The organism is Streptosporangium sp. NPDC002544 (assembly GCF_040295965.1).
In the GTDB taxonomy this organism is placed as follows: domain Bacteria; phylum Actinomycetota; class Actinomycetes; order Streptosporangiales; family Streptosporangiaceae; genus Streptosporangium.
Window position 1 is genome coordinate 35,193 of the sequence record NZ_JBEOWJ010000018.1, and the last position, 14,080, is coordinate 49,272.

Sequence of the window (14,080 nt, forward strand, 5' to 3'; positions counted from 1 at the left end):
CCTTGACCCCCACCCCCCGCACGTCGGAACAGCACCGGCGCGACCCCGCCGAGGACGCCCCGCCCCCGGCTCCGGACCAGGATCAGAATCAGGAGGCCGGTAAGGAACCTGAGGCCGGGCCGCCCGCCGGGGCGAGCACGGATACCGAGCGGGAGCACAGGGCCGCGGGTAGCGGGAAGAGCGGATTCAGCACGTGGCGGGGCAGGCTGGCCGGTGCCGTCGCGGCCATGCTGTTCGCGGCGACCGCGACCACCGCGGTGCTCCAGTGGATGGCCGCCGACCGGCTGGCGCAGGAGAAGGCCGACCGCGCAGCGGTGTCCACCCGGGCGGGCGAGTTCGCCGTGGCCCTGCAGACCTACGACCACACCGACCTGCAGGCCTACCGCGACCGGGTCTTCGCCATCTCCGGCGAGGACTTCGAGAAGACCTACAACGAGGCGTTCAGCCCGCTCGAAGGCGTGATCACCACGATGCGGGCGAGCTCTTCGGCCTCGATCCGCGGCGTCTACGTCTCAGCGGTCGGCGAGGGCAGGGCGAAGGCGATCACGGTGGTCGACTCCCAGGTCACGAGCACGGCGGGGACCCGGCGCATGCTCGGCACGTACATGGAGCTGAGCCTGATCAAGACGGGAGGCCGGTGGAAGGTGAACGCGGCCACGGTCATGGGCGCCGCCGAGGAACTGGTCACCGACCCGAACGGCGAGACCGTCGAGCCGTCCCCGACATCATCCCCGGCACCGTCGCCGACCAAGAAGGGCAAATGACGACGGAGAGGTAACCCCCTCCGGGCGCGCTGACACCGCCTACCACGAGTGATCGGTGCCTTCTGAGGTAGGTTCTGATCCATGACCCTGCAGCAGGCCTCGCCCGGCGAACGGAGTGGTCGGTCGGGAGGCGGACCCGCCGAAGTCACCGGAGCCACCGGCGCGGGGCACGAGAGTGGTGAGCGATCGGTGAACGACGAGACGCCTCGCTGGCTGTCGTCAGTCGAGCAGCGGGCGTGGCGTGCCCACCTCGCCGCGCACAAACTCCTCGAACACCGCCTCGACCGCGAACTCCAGCCCTACGGGCTCTCGATGAACGACTACGAGATCCTGGTGAACCTGTCGGAGACCCCCGGTCACCGCATGCGGATGAGCGACCTGGCGGACGCCACGATCCAGTCCCGCAGCCGGCTGTCGCACCAGATCTCCCGGATGGAGAAGGCCGGCCTGGTCGCCAGGGAGACCTGCGCCGACGACCGGCGCGGCACCTTCGCCGTCCTCACCGCGCACGGCTGGGACACCATCAACAGGGTCGCGCCGCACCACGTGGCCGGCGTGCGCCGGCACTTCATCGACCTGCTCACCGACGATCAGCTGATCGAGCTGGAAATCGCCTACGCTCCGGTGGTGGAGCACCTCAAAAACATTCGCTGACGCGAAACCGATACCGCCCGTACTCCCTTAGTAGACCGCGCTGTCGTTACGATCCGCCCATGTCTGCTCGCCGGATCTTCATCGCCGCGGTGCTCACCGTGTGCTCCCTGGTCACCGCCTGCAGCGGCGGCGACGCCTCCGACGCCACGGCAGCCCTTCCCAGCGGAGCCGAACTGGTCAAGAAGTCCGCGGAGGCGACACGTGCCGTGAAGTCGGCGACCTTCTCCATGGAGACCGAGGGCGCTCCCGCGGTGCCGGTCAAGAAGGCCTCCGGCCGCCTCAGCGGAACCGGCGACGCGGACGGCACCATCCAGATCGACGTGGCGGGCAGTCTTCAGGAGATCAGCTTCGTGCTGATCGGGGAGACCGTCCACTTCAAAGGGGTGACCGGAGGCTTCCAGAAGATGTCGCGGAGCCAGCTGGCGGCGATCTACGACCCGTCCGCCATCCTCAACCCGGAGAAGGGCGTCGTACAGCTGCTGAGCAACGCGCTGGACCCGAAGACCCAGGCGGCCGAGAAGGTGAACGGCGTCGACTCCTACCGGGTCTCGGCGACGCTCTCCCAGCAGGTGCTCGCCACGATGGTGCCCGGCCTCGCACAGAGCGTCGACGGCACGCTCTGGATCGACAAGGCCACCAGCCGCCTGCTCAAGGCGGATCTGCCACTGACCGGCGGCAAGGTGATCGTGGTCTTCAGCGACTACGACGTGCCGGTCCAGGTCACCGCTCCGGCCCAGTGATGGTGACCCGCGCCGTCCCGGAGGACGGCGGCCGGCTGGCCCGGCGACGGGCCGCTCTCGGCGTCGGCGGCACCGCGGTACTGCTGGCGGCGCTGGACGCGTACGTCGTGGTCACGGTCCTCATCGACATCGCCAAGGACGTCGACGTCCCGCTCAACCACATGGAGCGGGCCACCCCGATCGTCACCGGCTTCCTGCTCGGCTACATCGCGGCCATGCCGCTGCTCGGCCAGCTCTCCGACCGGTACGGCAGGCGCCCGCTCATCCAGCTCTGCCTGGCGGGCTTCGCGGCGGGCTCGGTGATCACCGCGCTGGGTGAGACGGTGCCCTGGCTGGTCGCCGGACGGGCCCTGCAGGGGGTCGCGGGCGGCGCGCTGCTGCCCATCACCATGGCTCTGATCGGGGATCTGTGGGATGAGGACGAGCGTCCGGTGGCGCTCGGCGCCGTGGGGTCGGCCCAGGAACTCGGCAGCGTGCTGGGCCCCCTGTACGGCGCGGCCCTCGCCGCCCTGGTCCCGTCCACCCTCCAGCTCGGCGGCGTGCAACTCGGCGGCTGGCGGTCGATCTTCTGGCTGAACATCCCGCTGGTGGCCCTGGCCGCGGTCGCCGTACAGCGGTCGGTGCCGCCACCCGGCCGTGACCGGACCGGCACCGGCGGCAGCCGCGTCGACGTGGTCGGCGGGCTGCTGCTGGCGCTCGCGCTCGGCCTGCTCGTGGCCGGTCTCTACAACCCCGACCCGAGCGGGGCGGTCCTCCCGCCGTGGGGCCTGCCGGCGATCGTCGGCGGGGTCGTGTCCGGCGCCGTGTTCGTCGTGTGGGAGATGCGCGCCAGAACCCGGTTGATCGACATGGCGGGGGTGCTGCGCGGCCCGTTCTTCGCCACCCTCGGGGTGAGCTTCCTGACCGGCGCCGCGCTGCTGGTCACCCTGGTCGACGTGCAGTTGTCGGCCCAGACCCTGCTGCGCCTGGACACCCTGGACGGCGCCCTGGTGCTGTCGCGCTTCCTGGTCGCGCTCTCCGTGGCCGCTCTGGTGGGCGGCCTGGCGTCCCGCCGGTACGGTGAGCGCGTGGTGACGGTGATCGGGCTGGCGCTGGCAGGCGTCGGCTACGTGCGCATCGGCCAGTGGCCACTGGACCTCGCCTCGGCCGGGTACCGGATGGACGCCGACCTGATCGTCGCCGGTCTCGGTCTGGGGCTGGTGATCGCACCGGTCTCCTCCGCGGTGCTGCGTGCCGTCCCCGCCGTCCAGCACGGGGTGGCCTCGGCGGCGGTGGTCGTGGCCCGGATGATGGGCATGCTGCTCGGCGTCGCCGCACTGTCCGCCTGGGGCTTCCACCGCTTCCAGTCCCTCACTGCGGACCTGGACACCCCGCTGCCCTTCGGCGTGGACCCGGCCGTGTACGCCACCCGGCTGGCCGAGTACGAGGAGAAGGTCAGGGCGGCGCTGCACACCGAGTACAGCGAGATCTTCCTGATCACCGCCGCCCTGTGCGGGGTGGGCGTACTGGTCGCGCTGCTGCTGCCGAGCGGGTCCGGGTCGTCTGACCCGGTCTGACCCGGGCGGTGGCTTCACCCACGCCGTGCCCGGCCCGGTGTGAAGGACCCTGGCCTCGGCCGCCACCCCCGTCTCCGAGTACACTCTGGCCCCGCCACGGGTGACATGCGGCGCGCCCTGCCCGGCACCGGGAGAGGGCGGCACCCCGCGACGGTACGCCACGGGGGTTCGTCATCGGGTGAACGTACCGACGACCATTGGGGTGACGTGATGCTTGTGGGGGCCACACGGCCGGACCTGGCCGGGCTGGGCGAGGGATTCGACGCGTTCTGGCATGAGCGGCACCTGTGCACGCTGACCACCGTCCGGTCCGACGGGACGCCGCACGTGGTGCCCGTCGGGGTGACGCTCGACGTCGGCACGGCGATCGCCCGGGTCATCACCTCGCGCGGGTCGTACAAGGGCCGACTGGTGGCCGCCGCGGGTCCGGCGGGCGCGCCGGCCGCCGTCTGCCAGGTCGACGGGCGGCGCTGGTCCACCCTGGAGGGGCGTGCGGTGCTCCGGGACACCCCCGAGGAGGTCGCCGACGCCGAGCGCCGGTACGCGCTGCGTTACCGCGCCCCCCGGGTGAACCCCGACCGTGTCGTGATCGAGATCCAGGTGACCCGGGTGCTCGGCAATGTCTGACCCGGGACACCTCCCGCTCCCCCGCGTCCCCGGGCTGCCGGACGAGGCGTTCGAGCACGACGGGCAGCTGACCAAGCGCGAGGTGCGGGCGGTCACCATGTCCCGCCTCGCACCCGTCCCCGGCGAGCTGCTGTGGGACGTCGGCGCGGGTGCGGGGAGCATCGCGATCGAGTGGATGCGCTGCCATCCCGCGTGCCGGGCCGTCGCGGTGGAGAGCCGCCGGGACCGGGCGGAGCGGGCCGCGCGCAACGCGGCCGCGCTGGGGGTGCCCGAACTGGAGGTCGTCGTCGGCGCGGCCCCCGGCGCGCTCGCCGGACTGGCCGTGCCCGACGCCGTCTTCGTCGGCGGCGGCGCGACGGTTCCCGGCGTGCTGAGCACCTGCTGGGCGGCGCTCAGGCCGGGCGGCAGGCTGGTGGTCAACGCGGTGACCCTGGAGTCCGAGGCGGTCGTGGCCGACTGGTACGGCAGGCACGGCGGAGACCTGGTGCGCCTCGCGGTCGGCCGCGCCGCCCCGGTCGGCGGCTTCACCGGCTGGCGGACGATGATGCCGGTGACCGTCTGGTCATCGGTCAAGGAGGAGGAGTCTTGACGGCCAGGGTGTGTTTCGTCGGAGCGGGCCCCGGAGCCGCCGACCTCGTCACGGTGCGCGGCCTGCGGGTGATCGCCTCGTCCCCGGTGTGCCTGTACGCCGGGTCGCTGGTGCCGCGCGAGCTGCTGGACGACTGCCCGCCCGGGGCACGGCTGGTGGACACCGCCGGGCTCACCCTCGATGAGATCGTCGCCGAGATGGCCGGCGCGCACGCGGCCGGGCTGAACGTCGCCCGGCTGCACTCGGGCGACCCCTCCGTCTTCAGCGCGATGGCCGAGCAGATGCGGCGGCTGGACGCGCTCGGCATCCCGTATGACGTGGTGCCGGGCGTCCCGGCCTTCGCCGCCGCGGCGGCCTCGCTGAAGCGGGAGCTCACCGTGCCGGGAGTCGGGCAGTCCATCATCCTCACCCGTACGTCCGCGCGTGCCACGCCGATGCCGGAGGGCGAGGACCTGGCCACGCTCGGCGCGAGCCGGGCGACCATGGTGCTGCACCTGGCCGTGCAGCGGATCGAGGCGGTCGTCACGGAACTGCTCCCCGCCTACGGCGCCGACTGCCCGGTCGCGGTGGTGGCCCGGGCGAGCAGGGACGACGAGGTGATCCTGCGGGGCACCCTGGCCGACATCGCCGAGCGGGTCAGGGCCGCCGGGGTGCTGCGGACGGCGGTGATCGTGGTCGGGCGGGTGCTGACGGCCTCGGCGTTCCCCGACAGCCACCTCTACTCGGCGGACAGGTGCCGGGATCGACCGGCGGGAGCGAGATGAGACGCCTGCTGATCCTGGGAGGGACCGCGGAGGCCAGGGCACTGGCCGCCCGGCTGGACGGGCGGGCGGACCTGCACGTGGTGTCCTCACTGGCGGGACGGGTCGCCAACCCCAGGCTCCCGGTCGGCGAGGTGCGCGAGGGTGGATTCGGCGGCCCCGAGGGGCTCGCCGACTGGCTGCGGGAGCACGCGATCGACCTGGTCGTCGACGCCACCCACCCGTTCGCCCGGCGGATGACCGCCTCGGCCGTCGCGGCCTCCGCCGGCACCGGGGTGCCGCTGCTGGTGCTGCGCCGTCCCGGCTGGCGCCAGGGTCCGGACGACGACTGGCGCTGGGTGCCCACGCTTGAGGCCGCCGCCCACCTGCTGCCCGAGCTGGGGAGGCGGGTCTTCCTCACCACCGGCCGCCGCAGCCTGGCCGCGTTCACCGGCCTTGACCTGTGGTTCCTGGCCAGGTCCGTCGATCCGCCCACCCCGCCGCTGCCCGGCCGGACGGTGGTCGTGCTCTCCCGGGGGCCGTACACCCTGCGCAGAGAGCTGGAGCTGATGCGCGAGCACCGCGTCGAGGTGCTGGTGACCAAGGACAGCGGCGGCGAGATGACCACCGCCAAGCTGGCCGCCGCGCGGGAGCTGGGGATTCCGGTGGTCATCGTACGGCGGCCGCCGCTCCCCGGCGGTGTCCCGCTGGTGGACACCGCCGAGGCCGCCGCGGCCTGGGTGGAGGCTCAGGCCAGATAGCGGCGCGGGGTGTAGACGACGGGCCGTCCGCCGCGTTCGGTGAGCCGGGTGGTGGACGAGCCCACGATCAGCAGGCAGCGCATGTCGATCTCGGCGGGGTCGAGGTCGGCCAGCTCCACGACGCGCACGCTCTCCGCCGGGCCGCCGACATCCCGCCCGATGACGACGGGCGTGTGCGGGGAACGGTGTTCGAGCAGCAGGTCGCGCATGGCGGCCACCTGCCAGGTCCGGCTCCGCGAGGCCGGATTGTAGATCGCCAGCACCAGGTCGGCCCGTGCCGCGGCGGTGATCCGGTCCGCGATGACCTCCCACGGTTTGAGCAGGTCGGACAGCGACAGCACGCAGAAGTCGTGGCCCAGCGGAGCCCCGGCGCGACTGGCCACCGCCTGGGCGGCGGTCAGGCCGGGCAGCACGCGTACCTCGACGTCGGCGAACCTCGGCTCGGACGCGACCTCGAGCACCGCGCTGGCCATGGCGAACACCCCCGGATCGCCCGAGGAGACCACGGCCACCCGTGATCCGGCGGCGGCCAGCTCCAGCGCGTGCGCGGCGCGCTCGGCCTCGACCCGGTTGTCCGTGGGGTGGCGGCGCTGGCGCGGGTTGGGCGGCACCCGGTCGAGGTAGGGGCCGTAGCCGATCAGTTCGTCGGCCCGGGCGAGGGCGTCCTGCACCTCGGGGGTCAGCCACGGTCGCCCCGCGGGGCCGAGCCCCACCACGACGACTTCGCCGCGCCGCTCGTCTCCGGCCTGCTCCTCGCGGTCGGCCACGGCCTTCGCGGAGAACGGCGTGAGCGGGCTGGGCAGCAGCGCGAGGGAGAAGTAGGGGACCGACTCGGGGTCGACGTCCGCCAGCGGCTCGATGCGCTGTTTACCGGTGGTGGCCCGCTCGATGTACCAGGCGTCGTCGAGGCGACCGGCCTCGGCGAAGGCGGCGCGGACCTTCTCGAAGGTCCTGCCGAGTTTCAGCACCGCGGCCGAGTCGGCGGCGGCCAGCCGCTCGGCCAGCACGTCCGCCGGGAGCGTGCCGGGCAGCACGGTCAGCGTCTCGTCCCGCTCGACCAGCGGGCGGCCGAGCACCGCGGCGGCCCCGCTGATCGAGGTCACCCCCGGCACCACCTCGGTCGGGTACCGGTGCGCGAGCCGCTTGTGCATGTGCATGTAGGAGCCGTAGAAGAGCGGGTCGCCCTCGCAGAGCACCACCACGTCGCGCCCGGCGTCCAGGTGCGCGGCCAGCCGCACGGCACAGTCGGCGTAGAAGTCGTCGAGCGCGCCCTGGTATCCGCCGGGGTGGTCGGTGGTCTCGGTGGTCACCGGATAGATCAGCGCCTCCTCGACCTGGTCTCCCCGCAGGTAGGGCAGGGCCACCGACCTGGCGATGCTCCGCCCGTGCCGGGCGCTGTGGTAGGCGATCACGTCGGCCGCGCCGAGCAGCCTGGCCGCCTTCACCGTCACCAGCTCCGGGTCTCCCGGCCCCAGCCCGACCCCGTACAGGCACCCGAGATCCCCGCTCAACCCGCTCACTCCTCCTCACCCGCGATCGCATTGACGGCAACCGCCGCCACCGCGAGCCCGACCCCGTACAGGCACCCGAGATCCCCGCTCAACCCGCTCACTCCTCCTCGCTCGCGATCGCGTTGACGGCGGCCGCCGCCATCGCGCTGCCGCCCCTGCGTCCGTGCACCACCAGGTGGTCGAGTCCGGCCGGGTGCTCGGCCAGGGCCAGCTTCGACTCCGCGGCCCCGATGAAGCCGACCGGCACGCCCAGCACCGCGGCCGGGCGTCCGGCACCCTCCTCGACCAGTTCGAGCAGGCGGAACAGCGCGGTCGGCGCGTTGCCGATCGCGACCACCGCGCCGTCGAGCCGGTCGCGCCACAACTCCAGCGCCGCGGCGCTGCGGGTGGTGCCCAGCCGCAGCGCCAGCTCCGGGACCCGCGGGTCGCCGAGTGTGCAGATCACCTCGTTCGCCTTCGGCAGCCGTCGCCTGGTGACGCCGGAGGCGACCATCATGGCGTCGCACAGCACGGGCGCGCCGTCGCGCAGCGCCTCGCGCGCCGCCGTGACGACTCCCGGCGACCACGCGAGGTCGTCGACGAGGTCGACCATGCCGCAGGCGTGCACCATGCGAACCGCGACCTGGGCGACGCCCGGCGGCATGCCGCCGAGGTCCGTCTCCGCGCGGATGGTGGCGAAGGAGCGGCGGTAGATCTCCGCCCCGTCCCTGATGTAGTCGATCACTTTCCCTCTCTGGTCGCCGCCACCGCGGCGCTCGTCTGCTCGGCGTCGGCGAACGTACGGCTCACGCCGTCCGCCTCGACGCGGTATCCGTCTCCGGTCGCGACCACGTCCACGACCCGGCCGCGCGGGCGTCCGCACCGCCGCTCGCAGCCCGACCAGTGCACGGGGAGCGCACGGGTGCGGCCCCGCGAGGGGTGGACGTCGTCAGGACCGTCCGCATCGAACTCGGAACCGGTGCCGTCGTTCGCCCGCGCACCCGCGTGGACGTCGGCGTGCACGTCGGCGAGGGCCTTGGCGCATCCGGGCCGGCCTGCGCAGGCGGTCAGGCCCAGCCACGGCGACGCCGGGTCGCTGACCAGGCCCGCGGCCGTGAGCGCCGCCCGCCGGCCATCGACCTCCGGCGCCGGCAGGTCGGGGACGACGATCGTCCGCCACGGCGTCACCCGGACCTCTCCCCCGCCGTGCTCGGCCGCCTGGGCGAGCGCCTCCAGCTGGGCCGCCGACAGCCGTCCGAGCGCGGCGAGAACGATGAGGGCCGACCTTCCGTCACGCTGCATGACGACCCCGGCCGCGCCGCCGTCCATCGTCCGCTCCCGCCGTACCACGGGGGCGGCCCGGCGAAGGGCCGGCTCCGCCCTGAGCACACGGGCCGAGACCCGCCCCGGACCGTCGGTCAGCTCGGCGAGCCGCCACGCGCCCGACCCCTGCTCGGCGCGCTCGGCCAGGAACGCCTCGGCGACCGCGAGCATGCCGGTGACGGCGGAGGAGACGGGGGCGCGCAGCCCCAGGTCGGCACCGGCGAGCAGCAGCGCCACCTCGGAGACGTCCGCCGAGGCGTCCAGCGGATCGACCGGCAGCAGCGTGACGTCCGCGCCGAGAGCCGCCATGTCGCCCGAGCCGTCGTCGAGCGCGAAGAGGAACCGGCCGGGCAGGTCGGCGAGCGCGGGCCGGGCGCGGAGTTCCCCGTCCAGCTCGGACACGAGCGGACGGACGTCGAGCAGGCTCGCGGGTGCCCGCCCGGCCAGGGGTGAGGCCACGATGTTGCGTACCCGCTCATGCGTGGCCGACGGCAGCAGCCCGGCGGCGGCCAGCCGCACGGCGAAGTCGGATGCCGGGGAAAGCCGCCGGTCGTCGTCCGGAACGCGCGTGTCGTCGCGTGCCGGGTGCACGACGGGAAGGGACTCGCCGTCCTGCGGCGGGAGGCCGCGTACCTGGAGGTTCGCCCGGGAGGTCAGCTCGATCACGCCGGATCCGAGCTCCCGGGCGGCGGCGGCGACCACGCGGAGCTGACGCGCCGTGAGCGCCCCGCCGGGAACCCGGATCCGCGCCAGGCCGCCGTCGGCCGCGGCGTGCACCTGGAGCGCTCCGGGACACGCGTCGGCCCGGGTTCTTCCGGGAGGGTCGGTTATTGACACGCAGTGGATGGTAGCTCCCATTTCTTTACGGATGTCCGCCTGGCATAGTGTGACCTAGGCGACGGCGCAGGGAGGAAGCCGGTGTGAAACCGGCGCGGTCCCGCCACTGTAACCGGGGAGCGAACCCCACCGAAGGCCACGGTCCGGCAACGGACGGGAAGGCCGGGGTGAGCGTTGATCCGGGAGCCAGGAGACTCCTGCCGTCGCGATGACGACGACCCGGGGCGAGGACCCCGAGGGAGGACTTCTGCATGCGTTCCGTGCCGCCCACCCCGCGATCGGCCGTGCCACCCGCGCCGCCTGCCGTCCTGCTGCTGTCGACCTCCGACACCGACCTGCTCAGCGCGCGGACGAGCGGCGCGAACTACCGGCTCGGCAACCCGGCGCGGCTGTCCGCCGAGGACCTGCCCGCGCTGACCGAGGGCACGGACCTCGTGGTCGTGCGACTGCTCGGCGGGCGCAGGGCATGGCAGGACGGGCTGGACGCGCTGCTCGCCGACCGGCGGCCCGTCGTGATCCTCGGTGGCGAGCAGGCCCCCGACGCCGAGCTGATGGAGCTGTCCACGGTGCCCGGCGGGGTCTGCGCCGAGGCGCACGCCTACCTCGCGCACGGCGGTCCGGCGAACCTGGCCCAGCTGCACGCCTTCCTCTCCGACACGGTGCTGCTCACCGGGTACGGCTTCGCACCGCCCGCGCCCACCCCGAGCTGGGGCCCCCTCGAACGTGTCGCGCGACGCACCGAGGGCCCTGTCATCGGCGTGCTCTACTACCGCGCGCACCACGTCGCGGGCAACACCGCCTTCGTCGAGACGCTCTGCCTGGCCATCGAGGAGGCGGGCGGCCAGGCCCTGCCCGTCTACTGCGGTTCCCTGCGCAGCGCCGAGCCCGACCTGTTCGACACGCTCCGGGCCGCGGACGCCCTGGTGGTCACCGTGCTCGCCGCCGGGGGCACCCGCCCGGCGACCGCCTCTGCGGGCGGGGACGACTCCGCGTGGGACGTCGGCGCGCTCGCCGAGCTGGACGTGCCGATCCTGCAGGGCCTCTGCCTGACCACGGGAAGGGACGCCTGGCGGGAGAACGACGACGGCCTGTCCCCGCTCGACGCGGCCTCCCAGGTGGCGATCCCCGAGTTCGACGGGCGGATCATCACCGTGCCGTTCTCCTTCAAGGAGGTCGACGACGAGGGCCTGACCGTGTACGTGGCCGATCCCGAGCGGGCCTCGCGGGTGGCCGGCATCGCGGTACGGCACGGCCTGCTCCGGCACGTCCGAGCACCGGAACGGCGGATCGCGGTGATGCTGTCGGCGTACCCGACCAAGCACTCCAGGATCGGCAACGCGGTCGGCCTGGACACCCCCGCCAGCGTGGTCAGGCTGCTCACGGCCATGACGGAGGCCGGGTACGACCTCGGAGACGGTTTCCCCGGCGTGGCGGAGCGGGACGGCGACGCGCTGATCCACGCGCTGATCGCGGCGGGCGGCCAGGACCGGAACTGGCTCACCGAGGAGCAACTGGCCGCGAACCCGGTACGGATCCCGGCCGCGCGCTACCGGGCGTGGTTCGAGACGCTGCCCGAGGACCTGCGGCACGGCATCGAGGCGCACTGGGGGCCGCCGCCGGGCGAATTGTTCGTCGACCGGAGCCGCGATCCCGACGGTGAGATCGTGCTGGCCGCGCTGCGCGCGGGCAACCTCGTGGTGATGGTCCAGCCGCCGCGCGGCTTCGGGGATAACCCGGTCGCCATCTACCACGACCCCGACCTGCCGCCGAGCCACCACTATCTGGCCGCCTACCGGTGGCTGGCCGACGACTTCGGCGCGCACGCGATCGTGCACGTCGGCAAGCACGGCAACCTGGAGTGGCTGCCCGGCAAGTCGGCGGGGATGTCGGCCTCCTGCGGCCCCGACGCGGCGCTCGGCGACCTGCCGCTGGTCTACCCGTTCCTGGTGAACGACCCCGGTGAGGGCACGCAGGCCAAGCGGCGGGCGCACGCCGTACTGGTCGATCATCTGGTGCCGCCGATGGCCCGCGCGGAGACCTACGGCGACATCGCCCGGCTGGAGCAGCTGCTGGACGAGCACGCCTCGATCGCGGCCATGGACCCGGCCAAGCTGCCCGCCATCCGGGCGCAGATCTGGACGCTGATCCAGGCCGCCAGGCTCGACCACGACCTGGGCGTCGACGACCGGCCGCAGGACAGCGGGTTCGACGACTTCCTGCTGCACGTCGACGGATGGCTCTGCGAGGTCAAGGACGTCCAGATCCGCGACGGCCTGCACGTGCTCGGCAGCGCCCCCGAGGGGAAGGCCCGCGTCGACCTCGTGCTGGCCATGCTCCGCGCCCGCCAGATCTGGGCGGGCCAGGAGGCACTCCCCGGTCTGCGTGAGGCCCTCGGCCTGGCCGAGGACGGCGGCGCCGCGAGGGTGAGCGTGGACGAGGCCGAGTCGACGGCCCGCGCCCTCGTCGAGGGCATGGAGGAGCACGGCTGGGACCCGTTCGCCGTCTCCCCCGTCACCGCGTCCGTCCTCGCCGGCGGAAGTGACCGCGACTCCGGAGTCCTGGCCGCCGTGGAGAAGGTGCTCGGGTTCGCGGCCGGGGAGATCGTGCCCCGGCTCGCCAGGACCACGGACGAGATCGGCGCGGTGCTGCACGCGCTCGACGGCGGTTACGTCCCCGCCGGGCCGAGCGGGTCGCCGCTGCGCGGGCTGATCAACGTGCTGCCGACCGGGCGGAACTTCTACTCCGTCGATCCCCGGGCGGTGCCCAGCAGGCTGGCGTGGGAGACCGGGCAGGCCATGGCCGACTCCCTGCTGGAGCGGTACCGCTCCGACACCGGTGAGTGGCCGCGCTCCGTCGGGCTGTCGGTCTGGGGCACCAGTGCCATGCGCACGGCGGGCGACGACGTGGCGGAGGTGCTCGCGCTGCTCGGCGTGCGGCCGGTCTGGGACGAGGCGTCCCGGCGGGTCAGCGGCCTCGAACCGATCCCGCTCGCCGAACTCGGCCGGCCCAGAATCGACGTGACCGTCCGGATCAGCGGGTTCTTCAGGGACGCCTTCCCGCACGTCGTCACCATGCTGGACGACGCCGTACGGCTGGTGGCGGGCCTCGCGGAGGCCGCCGGAGAGAACTACGTGCGGGCGCACGCCGACGCCGACCTGGCCGCGCACGGCGACGAGCGGCGGGCCACCCTGCGGATCTTCGGCTCCCGTCCGGGCGCCTACGGCGCGGGCCTGCTGCCGCTGATGGAGAGCGGGAACTGGCGCGACGACGCCGACCTGGCCGAGGTGTACGCGGTCTGGGGCGGCTTCGCCTACGGTCGCGACCTCGACGGAACACCGGCGCGGCAGGACATGGAGAGCGCCTACCGGCGGATCGCGGTGGCCGCGAAGAACGTCGACACCCGCGAGCACGACATCGCCGACTCCGACGACTACTTCCAGTACCACGGCGGGATGATCGCCACCGTGCGGGCGCTCACCGGCCGGGCGCCCGCCGCGTACGTGGGCGACAGCACCCGTCCGGACGCGGTGCGGACCAGGACCCTGCACGAGGAGACCGCGCGGATCTTCCGCGCCCGGGTGGTCAACCCCAACTGGCTGGCGGCGATGCGCAGGCACGGGTACAAGGGCGCGTTCGAGCTGGCCGCCACCGTGGACTACCTGTTCGGCTACGACGCCACGACGGGTGTGATGGCCGACTGGATGTACGACAGGCTGGCCGCCACCTACGTCCTGGACCCGGAGAACCGGGCGTTCATGGCCGCGTCGAACCCATGGGCGCTGCACGGCATCGCCGAACGGCTCCTTGAGGCGGCCGACCGGAAGATGTGGGAGCACCCCGACCCCGAGATCATGACGGCCCTGCGGGAGGCGTACCTCACCATCGAGGGCGACCTGGAGGACCGCTGACCCGCCCCCGAGGTGAGTGTGGTTCAACCGATGCCGCCGGAGTCGAAGTCATCGGACCCGCGCGGGCGGAGATGTACGCACGTGATGTAAC

11 protein-coding genes, 1 pseudogene and 1 riboswitch are annotated in these 14,080 nt (G+C 73.4%); of the genes and pseudogenes, 9 read left to right on the top strand and 3 right to left on the bottom strand.

Annotated features, from left to right (window positions below; translation table 11 throughout):
- Positions 1-2 precede the first annotated feature (2 nt).
- From ABT061_RS26090 to ABT061_RS26125, 8 genes and pseudogenes are all read left to right on the top strand, one after another.
- The gene (locus tag ABT061_RS26090; RefSeq protein WP_350922570.1) at positions 3-764 is read left to right on the top strand and encodes a hypothetical protein; all 762 of its coding nucleotides are present in this window, start codon (positions 3-5) and stop codon (positions 762-764) included.
- A gap of 81 nt (positions 765-845) precedes the next feature.
- Positions 846-1,418: a MarR family winged helix-turn-helix transcriptional regulator gene (locus tag ABT061_RS26095; RefSeq protein WP_502991479.1), complete on the top strand. Its 573-nt coding sequence runs from the start codon at positions 846-848 to the stop codon at positions 1,416-1,418.
- Positions 1,419-1,477: 59 nt separating this feature from the next.
- Complete coding sequence (locus ABT061_RS26100; protein WP_350922572.1) at positions 1,478-2,158, top strand: LppX_LprAFG lipoprotein; 681 nt, start codon at positions 1,478-1,480, stop codon at positions 2,156-2,158.
- Positions 2,158-3,714, top strand: coding sequence for an MFS transporter (locus ABT061_RS26105; RefSeq protein ID WP_350922574.1), 1,557 nt, complete (start codon positions 2,158-2,160; stop codon positions 3,712-3,714). The genes ABT061_RS26100 and ABT061_RS26105 overlap by 1 nt, the downstream gene beginning before the upstream one ends.
- A 210-nt stretch (positions 3,715-3,924) precedes the next feature.
- The gene (locus ABT061_RS26110) at positions 3,925-4,341 is read left to right on the top strand and encodes a pyridoxamine 5'-phosphate oxidase family protein (RefSeq protein ID WP_350922577.1); all 417 of its coding nucleotides are present in this window, start codon (positions 3,925-3,927) and stop codon (positions 4,339-4,341) included.
- Positions 4,340-4,930 (top strand): annotated as a pseudogene (gene cbiT, locus ABT061_RS26115) (precorrin-6Y C5,15-methyltransferase (decarboxylating) subunit CbiT); the annotation flags it as partial. The gene ABT061_RS26110 and the pseudogene cbiT, both read left to right, overlap by 2 nt.
- Positions 4,927-5,694: a precorrin-4 C(11)-methyltransferase gene (gene cobM, locus ABT061_RS26120; protein ID WP_350922579.1), complete on the top strand. Its 768-nt coding sequence runs from the start codon at positions 4,927-4,929 to the stop codon at positions 5,692-5,694. The pseudogene cbiT and the gene cobM, both read left to right, overlap by 4 nt.
- Positions 5,691-6,431, top strand: a complete 741-nt coding sequence (locus tag ABT061_RS26125) for a cobalt-precorrin-6A reductase (RefSeq protein WP_350922581.1) — start codon at positions 5,691-5,693, stop codon at positions 6,429-6,431. Before cobM ends, ABT061_RS26125 begins: the two co-directional genes overlap by 4 nt.
- On the opposite strand, the gene ABT061_RS26130 is transcribed toward ABT061_RS26125, so the two are convergent.
- From ABT061_RS26130 to ABT061_RS26140, 3 genes are all read right to left on the bottom strand, one after another.
- A complete protein-coding gene (locus tag ABT061_RS26130) occupies positions 6,419-7,942 on the bottom strand; it encodes a precorrin-2 C(20)-methyltransferase (RefSeq protein ID WP_350922584.1) in 1,524 nt (507 codons plus the stop codon). The genes ABT061_RS26125 and ABT061_RS26130 overlap by 13 nt on opposite strands.
- A gap of 97 nt (positions 7,943-8,039) precedes the next feature.
- Positions 8,040-8,666 carry a precorrin-8X methylmutase gene (locus ABT061_RS26135; RefSeq protein WP_350922586.1) on the bottom strand — a complete coding sequence of 209 codons (627 nt, stop codon included), beginning with the start codon at positions 8,664-8,666 and terminating at the stop codon, positions 8,040-8,042.
- Complete coding sequence (locus ABT061_RS26140; RefSeq protein WP_350922588.1) at positions 8,663-10,081, bottom strand: ferredoxin-like domain-containing protein; 1,419 nt, start codon at positions 10,079-10,081, stop codon at positions 8,663-8,665. The genes ABT061_RS26135 and ABT061_RS26140 overlap by 4 nt, the downstream gene beginning before the upstream one ends.
- 14 nt (positions 10,082-10,095) lie before the next feature.
- Positions 10,096-10,297, top strand: a riboswitch (cobalamin riboswitch).
- Between the two features lie 35 nt (positions 10,298-10,332).
- Between ABT061_RS26140 and cobN the strand changes: the two genes are divergently transcribed.
- Entirely contained in the window at positions 10,333-13,989 is a 3,657-nt protein-coding gene (cobN, locus tag ABT061_RS26145; protein WP_350922591.1) for a cobaltochelatase subunit CobN, read from the top strand.
- Positions 13,990-14,080 lie beyond the last annotated feature (91 nt).